General features: G+C 42.8%; 8 protein-coding genes. 1 reads left to right on the forward strand and 7 read right to left on the reverse strand.

Features of this window, described 5'->3' with window-relative positions; translation table 11 throughout:
- Window positions 1-539 precede the first annotated feature (539 nt).
- Window positions 540-2,807, forward strand: a complete 2,268-nt coding sequence (locus tag CDO33_RS11595) for an endonuclease MutS2 (RefSeq protein ID WP_242973923.1) — start codon at window positions 540-542, stop codon at window positions 2,805-2,807.
- 323 nt (window positions 2,808-3,130) lie between these two features.
- Here CDO33_RS11595 and CDO33_RS11605 read toward each other — a convergent pair whose 3' ends face one another.
- The 7 genes from CDO33_RS11605 to CDO33_RS11635 all read right to left on the reverse strand — a co-directional run bounded on the left by CDO33_RS11605 (window position 3,131) and on the right by CDO33_RS11635 (window position 11,846).
- Window positions 3,131-3,310 (reverse strand): FaeA/PapI family transcriptional regulator, encoded by a 180-nt coding sequence (locus tag CDO33_RS11605; RefSeq protein ID WP_103082121.1) that lies wholly within the window; start codon window positions 3,308-3,310, stop codon window positions 3,131-3,133.
- Window positions 3,311-3,537: 227 nt separating this feature from the next.
- The gene (locus CDO33_RS11610) at window positions 3,538-4,101 is read right to left on the reverse strand and encodes an NADPH-dependent FMN reductase (protein ID WP_103082120.1); all 564 of its coding nucleotides are present in this window, start codon (window positions 4,099-4,101) and stop codon (window positions 3,538-3,540) included.
- A gap of 40 nt (window positions 4,102-4,141) precedes the next feature.
- Window positions 4,142-4,810 (reverse strand): potassium channel family protein, encoded by a 669-nt coding sequence (locus CDO33_RS11615; RefSeq protein ID WP_103082119.1) that lies wholly within the window; start codon window positions 4,808-4,810, stop codon window positions 4,142-4,144.
- Window positions 4,807-5,472, reverse strand: coding sequence for a potassium channel family protein (locus tag CDO33_RS11620; protein ID WP_103082118.1), 666 nt, complete (start codon window positions 5,470-5,472; stop codon window positions 4,807-4,809). Before CDO33_RS11620 ends, CDO33_RS11615 begins: the two co-directional genes overlap by 4 nt.
- Before the next feature lie 11 nt (window positions 5,473-5,483).
- Window positions 5,484-8,303 carry a cation-translocating P-type ATPase gene (locus CDO33_RS11625; RefSeq protein WP_103082117.1) on the reverse strand — a complete coding sequence of 940 codons (2,820 nt, stop codon included), beginning with the start codon at window positions 8,301-8,303 and terminating at the stop codon, window positions 5,484-5,486.
- A gap of 403 nt (window positions 8,304-8,706) precedes the next feature.
- Window positions 8,707-11,124 carry a M13-type metalloendopeptidase gene (locus CDO33_RS11630; RefSeq protein WP_103082116.1) on the reverse strand — a complete coding sequence of 806 codons (2,418 nt, stop codon included), beginning with the start codon at window positions 11,122-11,124 and terminating at the stop codon, window positions 8,707-8,709.
- Window positions 11,125-11,471: 347 nt separating this feature from the next.
- A complete protein-coding gene (locus tag CDO33_RS11635; RefSeq protein WP_103082115.1) occupies window positions 11,472-11,846 on the reverse strand; it encodes a desulfoferrodoxin family protein in 375 nt (124 codons plus the stop codon).
- Between the last annotated feature and the right edge of the window lie 144 nt (window positions 11,847-11,990).

The following is an 11,990-nucleotide window of genomic DNA, read 5'->3' on the forward strand; positions in this document are numbered from 1 at the left end:
TTTGTACCCTAAATCAGACATTACCTTACAGGCGGCTGCTTCAATAACCATTATAGTTGCGTTTGTTCTCATATCGGAGTTTGGAAACGTATGGGCTCGGCAAGGTATGTTTGTCGGGCTTTTTTGTTTACTATGGGCGCCCATCTGGCAAATTACTCCCGGCAGCATAACCTGACTGATTTTTGCTTTGTAAACTTCAGTCTATATGTCGGCCTATACCTTTTCCTTCTTCTACTGTCCAGACGCATACTGCCTTTTACGGGCAAGGTATGAAATCTACACTTAATTCAGAATAAATGCAAACCATGTCCAGGTTATAACTAAGCTTTCCTGTATTCATGTCTGTTAAGGGTACTCTTTTCCGGATTGAAAACAAAGAGCAGATTATTCTTTTGCTTCGTATCCAGAAGCATTAATTAAACAGCCTATTTTGCTGCTGTTGGTTTTAAAACGGTAATATTAGACGACAGGTTTATTTGCCGGTGAAAATTGACAATAAGAATTTTTACAAAAACAGATTTAAGAAAGGAAAAAAGACGATGAAGAAATTTTATGAGGCATTGGAATTTAATAAGATACTCCACATGTTGGAAGAACATGCTTTATCAAATAAAGCAAAAGAAAGAATCAGGAACCTTGAACCTTATCTATCGGAAGCAGAAGTATCACGGCATACGGGCGAAACCACCGAAGCCAGGCTCATCATGGAGCATTACGGAACGCCTCCATTATCAGGCATGTATGAGCTGGATAAGTCATTGGCTTTATTGGGCAAGGGAACGATCCTTTTGCCTGAGCAGCTGGAAAGCATAGCGCAGTTCCTCACAGCCTGCAGGAGAATGAAAGCATACCTTAAAAAGGCAGAAGCCACATTTACATCCGTAGCTTCCTATGGTAACTCCATGTACGCTCTGGAAGGAGTCGAGGGTGAAATCAACAGGTCAATCCGTGGAAGCCAGGTGGATGACAAAGCTTCTCCTGCCCTGGCAGACATAAGGAGGAAAATTGCCAATATAGACATCCAGGCAAAATCCAAGCTCGATTCTCTGCTTAGGAACAACAAAAACTGGTTTAGCGAAAGCTTTGTATCAATCCGCAACGGACATTACACACTGCCGGTTAAAAAAGAATACAAAAACCAGGTCAAAGGGGCGGTAATTGATGTTTCCCAGAGCGGAAACACCTATTTCATCGAGCCTTTGGCAGTAAGAAAGCTGCAGGAGGAGTTAAGCCTTCTTTTTATAGAGGAGGAAAATGAAATAAAGCGCATACTGTATATGCTTACCACTATGGTGGAAGAGAATTTGCCATATATCAGCATCAATATTGAAGCAATGGAAACCCTGGATTTCATATTTGCCAAAGCAAAGCTGAGTATAGCGATGAAAGCAGTTCCTCTGCCTGTTTCTGCCGAAAGAAAGATAGAAATAAAGGGAGGCAGGCATCCCCTGTTGAAAGCTGATGCTGTAGTTCCCTTAGACTTCCGTATCGGAGGTGATATTAGAGGAGTGGTTATTACCGGACCCAACACCGGAGGAAAAACCGTTGCCTTAAAGACCATTGGTCTATTGTCGATGATGGCGCAAAGCGGACTTCATGTCCCGGCAGAGGCAGGATGCTTCACTATGAACAACTATGTACTGTGCGATATAGGTGACGGGCAAAGCATTACAGAAAACCTGTCCACCTTTTCTTCCCATATGACAAACATAATAAAAATACTTCAACTGGCGGACGATCAGTCACTGGTATTGTTGGATGAATTGGGTTCAGGCACTGATCCTGCCGAAGGGATGGGATTGGCGATTGCAATATTGGAGGAACTGGCGGCCAAAAACTGCCTGTTTGTTGCAACTACCCATTATCCGGAAATAAAGGATTTTGCCAAAGCGACACCAGGACTTATTAATGCAAGGATGGCCTTCGACCGTCAGAGCTTGCTGCCCCTGTACCGTCTGGAAATGGGAGAAGCGGGAGAAAGCTGTTCTCTGTATATAGCAATGCGTCTTGGCCTTCCCCAAAGATTGATTGAAAGAGCCAGCTTGGCTGCCTACGGAAACAGGACCGGCAAATCCGGTGAAATGTCAGGTATCGCAGCAAGTATACCCACCGGTGATGCTGCAGGAACCACAGGCTTCAGGCTTGCTTCCGGCACAACAGATTGCTTAAAAAACATGCCCGCTGATGATACACCATTATTTGCCAAAGGCAAGGTTGCCACTGACATAACAGAAAGTATAAAAAGTACACCTGCTTCCGGCATAACAGATCATGCTAATAACATGGCTGACACTGATATGACAGAAAGCGCAAAAGGTACTTTTGCCGGTAGCGTAAAGGCGCATGAAAAAAGCACAACTTCTGCAAATGTAACAGAAAATATCAAAGGTATGGCTGTTTCTGATGCATTGCAGAGGGATATCGCTTCAACATCTCAGAGTATGGGCTTAGAAGTCCGTCCGGGCAAAAGGATCAAAAAGAATGAGGAGAGCAAAATTCCCGGTAACTCCCCCGGTATGAGTTTTAACATCGGAGACAGCGTAATGGTTTATCCGCAAAAGCTGATTGGAATCGTCTATCAAAAGGCCAATGACAAGGGTGAAGTTGGAGTTCAGATAAAGAGCAAAAAACTGCTGGTAAACCATAAAAGACTGAAACTTCATGTGGCTGCCAAGGAGCTTTATCCGGAAGATTATGATTTTTCCATAATCTTCGATACTGCCGATAACAGGAAAAAAAGACGTAGCATGGAGCGAAAACATGATCCCGGCTTAATTATCGAGATTGACGAAGGAAAAAGAGTTTGAAAGCGCGGGCATCGCAGACTGAGCAAATAAAGAGAAGGACTTAGACAGTTACACCAAATAAAACCATCAGAACCCATATGTATTTATTAATGCAATATGGGTTCTGCCATGCCTTTTGGTTATAGACAAAAATTATCATAGGCAAAACAGGAAGCCTAAAGCAAAATCCTAGGCTTCCTGCTTTGTCAAGCTCAATGCTTGCCATCTCTTCCAAGCTTTAAATGTAAGAGCTCCTGCCCAATCGTTTCACTTGTCCCATGGCAAAAGCCACATAAACGTTGGATCTGGCCCTTCAAGCTCATGCATGCGTAATTTCGTATGTACTATTTCTTGATTTCCCAATAGCAAGCCTTAGGTGATACGATTTTTCCCTCTTTTTTCAATTTAGACATTACTTTGTCAACCTCTTTTTTGTCTATTCCAGTGGCGGTTGCTACTTCGCCTGCTTTTACAGGCTTTTCGCTTTTGCTGAAAAAATCCAATATTACATCATAGTTATCCATACTTTTTCCTCCTTTCCAAAATTCGGAACACTTTGTACTTTAAATAGAACGGATTGCATATACACATACGGCAGAGCTTCAATATCCCTGTTTACAGAAAGACTAAACCCATCCGCTTTCCGTAATGCACATGGCATCCGCTCTATCTCCTGTTACTTACCCATTTTTTTATAAGTTGTACCATTTTCTTTATTTTAACATTTCATCGCCGGACAGGCAAATATACCTTAGCCGTGCGAATTAGCGTTCACCCAAGCTGCAAAAGAATCCACGAAACCCTTTAAGAACTCACGGGTACTTTCGTTGTTAATATTTCCATCGTCATCAAAAAGCGTTGCTACATTTGCGATATAAGCTTCGGGCTGCTGCATAGTCGGAATATTTAAGAAGGTAAGCACCTGGCGCAGATGATGGTTCGCTCCAAAAGCGCCTAAAGCTCCCGGCGTCACGCTGACCACCGCCCCGGGCTTTCCGTTCCATGCGCTTTTCCCATACGGTCTTGAACCAACATCCAGAGCATTCTTGAGAGCTGCAGGATATGACCTGTTATACTCAGGTGTTATAAAAAGAAAACCATCATATTCTTTGATGCGCTTTCTGAATGCTATCCATGCTTCAGGCTCATTTCCCTGTTCTTCCAGGTCCTGATTGAACATTGCCAGATCGCTTATATCCACCTCCTCCATATTTAATGAAGCAGGTGCTAATTGCATCAGTACCCTTGCGATCTTCCTGCAGTATGAATCCTTGCGCAGGCTTCCCACTATAATTCCTATCTTTTTGGTACTCATAAAAACCCTCCTTTTATTCATACACTGCCTTATAAGCTGCTCATAAACGGGACCCAAAAAGCTCATTAATTCTGATCTTACCTTCCTCATCGGCAAAGGCTAAAATTTTGTCCCCTCCGTTTATGATTGTATCTCCATGGGGTATTATTATATCTTCCCCACGATAGATAGCAATTAACAGTGTGTTTTTAGGTATTCCCAAATCCCTGACTGCTTTATTCACAGATTCAGACTGACTATCAACAATCAGCTGAACAATTGAATAATTGTCACGATCTACCTTCATCAGTGTCAGTATGTTTTTGAGATCCATAACCTCAACTACAAGATGAGCCAGAAAGTCGGCCTGGTTCACAGCCACATCTACGCCCATACCGGCATTAAACAGCCATGCGTTTTGTGGATTATTGACGCGAGCAATAACTCGGGGTACGTTAAATTCGAATTTAGCAATTGTAGCAGCGACAAGATTGGTTTCATCGGCTCCGGTAACCGCAGCAACAACATCTGCTTCCATGACACCGGAGGATTCAAGAATATTGGGATCTGTTCCGTTGCCACCAATAATTATATCCTCCGGAAACATTCTTTTCAGTTTATCCAATACGCTTTCCCGTTTCTCCAGCACTCTTACAGAGCAATTGTTTTCGAGAAGCAGTTTGGCTATGTAAGACCCAACCTGTCCTCCGCCTATTATAATTACTTTCATTTGATCTCACCCCATTTCTGCTCCATACCCAATAATTTTTTCAGTCTGCTCATGGATGTTGCTAAAACGGCAATGAAAATCACATCATACTTTCGTAACACTGTTCCCATTGTTGGCATAAAGGTTTTATTATCACGTCTTATGGCAACGACATGAATTTCACCAAAAACCGTCAATTCACTGATGGCTCTGCCTACCAGAAGGGCAGGTGTTTCAACCCTTATTATTTCAATATCTCCAATAGTTAACACACTATCAAGCTGGTCATAGCTCAGCATCTCCATCGCCTGCTGAACCCCCCAGGTTGTTGTGGATATTGTCTGAATGCCAAGACTGCGATAAATCTCCGCACTCCTTGGATCATACAACCTAGAAATGACACGGGGAACTTTGTAGATGTTCCGGGAAATCCTACCAATCAATGCGTTCACATCATCACTTTTACTGCAGGCAACTACTGCATCAGCCATTTGTATTTGAGCTTTTTCCAGTAAATCCTTGTCAAAACCCACACCCACAAAAATCTCCCCGCTAAAGTCCTTTCCAAGCAGTTCAAACGCTTCCGGGTTGCTGTCAATAACAGTCACTTTATGCCCTTTCTTTGCAAGACTTCGGGCCAACCCTGAGCCCAGCTTGCCACATCCGACTATAATAACCTTCATGATTATACACCTCATTTCCTAATTATTTTAAAATACCGACGGGAAATAGCTTTTCTTACTTCCTCAACAAATACAATCAATGGGGGCAGAACTATCAGAAATAGCCATTCATTAATGCCTATGGGCGCAGTTTGAAAGATTTCCTGCAGGAATGGAACATATATGATTAAACTTATCAACAGCAGTTCGAAAATTATTCCCCTCATTATTGTCCTATTTCCAAACAGACCAACCTTAAACACAGATTGCCTTTCCGTACGGCAGTTCAATACCATACCTATCTGGCAGAATACAATAGCTGCAAGGGTCATGGTGGTCGCTTGTCTATAAATCACACCGGAACTAGCCAATGGAACATTCGGCCAGCCATTCAGCATATTCACAAAGAAATAGGCTCCCAATGCGATAACAGACTCTATCAATCCATACCAAAAGAACCCCTTAATGACAATATGCCTATTAAGCAGTGTTTCCCGCTGAGTGCGTGGCGGCCTGTCCATAATACCTTTCTCAGGGAGTTCAGTACCTAGTCCGAGTGCCGGTAACATATCTGTGCCAAGGTCAATCAATAGAATCTGCATTACCGTCAAAGGCAACGGTATACCTCCCCTTGAAAACAGAAAAGCAGCGGAAGGTAGGGCTTCAGGTGTATTGCTGTTGAGGATGTAGAGTATAAATTTTCGGATATTGTTATAGACAGCCCGGCCTTCTTCAATGGCTCTGACTATTGAAGCAAAATTATCATCGGTAAGGATCATATCGGCAGCTTCTTTGGCAACATCTGTGCCGGAAATTCCCATAGCCACACCAATATCCGCCTTTTTCAGCGCAGGCGAATCATTTACGCCATCCCCCGTCACAGCTACAACATGACCCATTTCCTGCAGGTTGCTCACTACTCGGTATTTCTGTTCAGGCGCCACCCTGGCGAAAATCACTTCGTCTTTTAAAGCTTCCTTAAGCTCCTCATCCGACATATTTCCCAGCTCTGTACCTGATATTATGCGTGGGTGTTCTCCTTTAACGATACCAATACGTTTGGCAATACTCTCGGCTGTCAAGCCGTAATCGCCTGTGATCATGATAATCCTTATATTGGCTTTATGGCATTTCTCAACTGCAGCTGCCACTTCCGGTCTCGGAGGATCAGCCATAACCACAAGACCTATAAAGGTCATATCCCTTTCCACAAGCTCAGGGGTATATGCACTCAAAGCAGCAGGCAAGTTGTCCTTTTGAGACATGAGGCGGTAAGCAACCGCCAATACACGGAGACCGTTTCTGGCATACTTATCGTTTGCTTCCATGATTCGGGCACGCTGCTCATCCGTCAGTTCCTCACGCCTGTTCTGCCTATGTATCCCCGTACATAATTCCAGCACCTCTTTAGGTGAGCCTTTTATATAAGCAATTCTCCGGCATCCTTCCACAGGCTTTTCCAGTTGATGGATGGTGCTCATTCTTTTGCGTCTGGAGTCGAAAGGCAATTCCCTCAGTCTCGGTGTCAAGGTCGATTGCTCATCCACATCAATTCCTGCCTTTTTTGCCACAACTCCCAAGCAGGCTTCCGTCGGATCTCCCAGAACAGTATATCTCTCCGATTCCTCCTTTGGAGGTATCACACGGGCATTGCTGCACAAAGCAGCCGCAGTGAGGAGCAGCTTCAAATCCCCATTATTGGCGGCACTTACTTCCTGCTGTCCAGCTATAATTTTACCTTCCGGGGCATAGCCCAGACCTGTAACCTCAAATTCCTGATCCAACAACCATAAATTGCTTACAGTCATTTCATTCTGCGTTAAGGTTCCGGTCTTGTCTGAGCATATGACGGAAGTGCACCCCAACGTTTCAACAGCAGAAAGTTTCTTAACCAGCGCATGCTCCTTAGCCATACGCTGAACAGCCATCGCCAGTGACAAAGTGACTGTAGGCAATAATCCTTCCGGGATGAATGCTACAACCATACCCAAGGAAAAAATGAAGGCTTGAGCCAGGGGCTGCCTTACAAAAAAGACAGCTGCCGCAAAAAAAATCACACCGGCGCTTATGGCAATTATCGAAATTTGCTTAGTGAGCTTGTCTAGCTCCTTTTCCAGCGGGCTCTTTTCTTCCTTCAGGGTTTGGGTTAAATCTGCAATTTTACCGAATTCGGTGCTCATTCCTGTGGAAATTATCACTGCCTTGCCTGTACCGCTGGACACGCTGGTACCTGCAAAAATAAGGTTCGGAATTTCAAATCTGGAAAGACCTTCGCGTAAAACAGGATCATAAGCCTTACGCACCGGATTGGATTCCCCGGTCAGTGTGGATTGATTCACCTGTAGGTCACTGCTTGCAATCAGACGCGCGTCTGCCGATATCTTATCACCCTCCTCAATAAGCATGATATCACCAGGAACCAAATCCTCCGCCAGTATTTGCTGCTCTTGTCCATCTCTGATGACTCTTGTATAGGAAGGCAGCATTTTTTTCAGAGCTTCGGTTGCTTTGCCCGCACGATGCTCCTGCCAGTAACTGAATATACCATTGATGATATTAACCATCCAGATAGCGATGCCCAGCTGGGGCATATCAGCTACAAAGGCAATAATGCCGCCGGTCCACAAAAGTATAGCCATTAAGCCAGTGAAGTTGGACAGGAAAACCAGAATGGGGGACTTGTCCTTTTTCTCGCTTATTATATTCCTGCCGTACTTTTGTTGCCTTCTTTTTGCCTCTTCCGAAGTAAGACCATTGGCATTTGTGTCCAGTAATTTGCATGCGTCTTCAACTGTAAGCTTGCATATGTTTTCAGTACTTTTTTCTTTCAATGCTTCATTCTTTTTCTCCATATAATATTCCTCTCTATACCAAAATAGTGCTATAAAACTAAATGCTAATACAATAGCACACTTTGTTATTTGTTGCATCTTCGGAATATTTTGATATTATCCTTATTCTCTCAGACTTTTGTAACCCGCATAAAATATAATATGGTTTTGTTCTTAACCAAGTTTTTTCTTCTTTTTTTCAATCTTTTTTAGTTTTCCTTTTTGAAAAATTAATTATTTATATGGATTATTTCCACTTTTCTCATGGAAGGCAGACTTAAAAGTAATACACAAAAAAGACCGGTAGATTAATAGATCAATTAAAAAGCCTTTGCAGCAGGATTTTATGTATTAACCCGCTGCAAAGGCTTAAGCCTGTAAACTATGGTCTATAACATACGATTATCATCATTCAGGCTTTTAATCACCAGACTGTTACTCGATCTTCAGGAGCGAGGTAAAGCATGTCGCCTTCCTCAATGCCATAGGTATCATAGAACTCCTGGAAATTCCTAAGCACCTGATTTACCCTGAATTTATTGGGCGCATGCACATCCTGGGTTGCCAAAAGCTGATAAATCTGGTTAGTGGCTGTCATACGCCATATTCTCGCATTGCTTTCAAACAGTTCTTTATAGTTTACGTCCTCCATATTAGCAGCAATATCCAGTATGCAAGCCATGGCTCCGATATCAGCCACATTTTCAGATAATGTCAGTGCACCGCTAACAACGGCACCTGGTGCAATCTCAAGTCCTTCATACAAATCAATGACCTGCTGGCATTTTTGCTGGAAGGTTATATAATCTTCATCCTTCCACCAGTTTTTCATATTTCCGTCTTTGTCAAACTGAGCCCCATTATTGTCAAATGCATGGGTGATCTCATGGGCTATCACCGTGCCTATACCACCCAGATTCTGCTCCCTCGACGCATTGACATCATAGAAGGGAGCCTGCAGAATTCCGGCAGGGAAAATTATTTCATTGCTGGTGGCATTATAAAAAGCATTTACCATATGAGGGGGAATTGACCACTTTGACTTGTCTACCGGCTTGGACAGCAAGCTCTTTGAATACTTGGCCTGGGCCGCAGTAATGGCAAGTATGTTGCCCAAGAGGGACCCACCCTCATCATAAGACTTAATTTCAATATTGCTCAACGGATCTTCCCAAGTATCCGGATATCCGATCTTGAGCTTTATTGCCTTCAGCTTGGATATCGCTGCTGCTTTGGTTTCATCCGTCATCCAGTCCAGAGCCTGTATGCGCTTCTCAAATGCAGCAATAATTTCCGATACAATATCCTCAACGTCTTTCTTAGCTTCTTCGGAGAAATACCTCTCTACGTATATCCTTCCCAGGTAACTGCTCATAACTGAATTAAGCATGTTAAAAGCTTTATCTTCCTGGCTCAAAGTGCTGTCGATTCCCATAAATGCACTGTTAAATGCATTGATTGCATTTTCCAGGTCTTCCGACAAGAAGGAAGCGGTATTTATCACCAGATAATAACGCGCATAATCTTTAAGCACTTCCAGGTTTTCATCGGTCATGAGCTCTCCTGTTTTTCTCATAAGACCCACATCTGTAATTATGACATTTTCTACATTTTCATATCCCAAATCTTTCAGGTATTTCTTGATATCAACACCTTTAAACATGTCTGCCACTTCATCAACAGTCATCGGATTATAAATATTTTCCACTCTGCTGGCCTCCTCATTGCTGAGGGTGGATGCAGCGACAATCTTTTCAAAAGCATAGATGTCCTGAGCGCTCTTCAGGGCGCTTTCTTCAGTAGACCCAGTAAGAATGAACATCTGCGCGATGAAGTTTTCATAAAGAGCCTTTATCTGAGGATTTTCATTCAACATGTATACGGATGGCAGAGCCGTGGAAAGTCCTGAACCGTACAGGACATAGCGGCTGCTGTCAACGAAGTCGATAGAAGGACCAAAGCCGAACAAAAGGCTCAAGCCAATTTCATTTTCAAACTGCGCTGATATGTCAATAAGCTCCTGCACAGTTTTAGCTTCACTTATTCGGTCCAAATACGGCTTTATAGGTTCTATTCCCTCTTTATTACGGTTTTCTACATCAACTATAGTGCTGTAGAAATCTGCCATTTTCTGCTCTATAGTGCCTTCCTGCCAGGTATCTGCATTATCAATGAGATCCTTTACTATGGCTTTTAATTTATTGCTGTTGTTGATATCAACTTCACTAAAGGAGCTGTATGTAGGATAACCTGCAGGCAGTTTGGCAGTTTTTAACCAGTCCTTGTTGACTGCATAGTAAAAGTCGTCCTGAGGTCTCGTTTCTGAAAGCTTTTCTATGCGGTCCAGAATAATATTGAGCTGATTCTGGGTCAGAAAATCCTCTGCGCCAAAATTGCCGTTTCCATATCCATTAATGATACCGGCCTGAACCAGCCTGCTGACATCACCAGCATTTTCCGCAGGAACATCGGAAAAGGCCAGCTTCGGCTTTACAATGGGGAGCTCACGAATTGAGCGGCTTATTATAACAGCAAATTCCAGGCGGGTTATGTTCTCCGACGGATTTAATTCACTTCCCGGAATTCCGTCTATAATTCCGTTGGCAACAGCAATCCCGAGCTCATCTGCGAATTCCGGGCTTACCCTGTCGGCATCAGAAAAAACACTGATATCTCCTTCAGTTTTGCTAAGCGCTCCGGTGCCTATCGTCTCAAGGAGACGTGCAACAGCCTGCTCCCGGGTAACATACTGTACCGATTCAGCAGCATATACGGGTAATACGCTAAAAATCAGTACAAAACACAAAAATACGCTTACTATTTTACGTTTAAGTCCTGTCATATACTATCTCCTTTTCTGTTCAAACATCCCTGCGATGATTTGAATATTTTTCCTTTATTATAATATAAATTTGGCATAATGTCCAATATTGCCGCATTTAGTTGGCTTCCATAGTAATCTGGGACATTAAAAGCAAATACATGTATTTTTTATAAGAATCTGATATTAAAATATCAGCAAAAAGCAGAATTATTAAAATATGCAATCTGCAAAGAAAAATACCTTGCCTAAGGCCTCCTGCCGCTTACTTTTTGAAGCTTCCGGCGGCTTCGACCAGTCCTGTTATTATTTATCAAGGCGTTAAAAAAGGAATCTCGCAATTGCAAGACTCCTTAAATTTCAATTTTTTATATTTCAGCCTTCCATAATCCATGCAGATTACAGTACTCATAAACTGTTCCCTGACTGACCTCTGCAAACTCCGCCTTAGGTTCCATCCCAGGCTTTAGATAAACTATTTCCAGCTTATCATCGGTTTCCAGACCGATCCATTCAATATGATGTTCAGGGATCATCGGATGCACGACTGAACCGATTTGAACTTTGATTTTTCCACCTTCTTTGGTTATGGCCGGAACATGCTTTTCCTTCGCACCATCCGAAGTATTAGCTACCAGTTTGTTCATCGGGCGCTCACAACAGGTCAGGGTTCCTCCCCCGTTTTTCAATAAAGCCACCATGTTGCCGCATACCTCACAACGATAAAAAACAGCATTGGACATTGTAAAACCTCCTCTTTGGATTATATTTATAGCTTGCAGTCATGTTAGTGATAATATTCATCTTATTGTTAATAAATACCACATTATTTTATCACTAAACAGGAAATATTATCCATAAGCTGCATGAGCTCAGGAAGCTTATAA

The sequence above is a fragment of the Clostridium thermosuccinogenes genome (assembly GCF_002896855.1).
Lineage (GTDB): Bacteria > Bacillota > Clostridia > Acetivibrionales > DSM-5807 > Pseudoclostridium > Pseudoclostridium thermosuccinogenes.

Bases quoted from the DNA above. Each gene is read 5' to 3' on its own strand.
- CDO33_RS11615 (WP_103082119.1), bottom strand. From the start codon at position 4,810: ATGAAAGTAATTATAATAGGCGGAGGACAGGTTGGGTCTTACATAGCC.
- CDO33_RS11595 (WP_242973923.1), top strand. From the start codon at position 540: ATGAAGAAATTTTATGAGGCATTGGAATTTAATAAGATACTCCACATG.
- CDO33_RS11625 (WP_103082117.1), bottom strand. From the start codon at position 8,303: ATGGAGAAAAAGAATGAAGCATTGAAAGAAAAAAGTACTGAAAACATA.
- CDO33_RS11620 (WP_103082118.1), bottom strand. From the start codon at position 5,472: ATGAAGGTTATTATAGTCGGATGTGGCAAGCTGGGCTCAGGGTTGGCC.
- CDO33_RS11630 (WP_103082116.1), bottom strand. From the start codon at position 11,124: ATGACAGGACTTAAACGTAAAATAGTAAGCGTATTTTTGTGTTTTGTA.
- CDO33_RS11605 (WP_103082121.1), bottom strand. From the start codon at position 3,310: ATGGATAACTATGATGTAATATTGGATTTTTTCAGCAAAAGCGAAAAG.
- CDO33_RS11610 (WP_103082120.1), bottom strand. From the start codon at position 4,101: ATGAGTACCAAAAAGATAGGAATTATAGTGGGAAGCCTGCGCAAGGAT.
- CDO33_RS11635 (WP_103082115.1), bottom strand. From the start codon at position 11,846: ATGTCCAATGCTGTTTTTTATCGTTGTGAGGTATGCGGCAACATGGTG.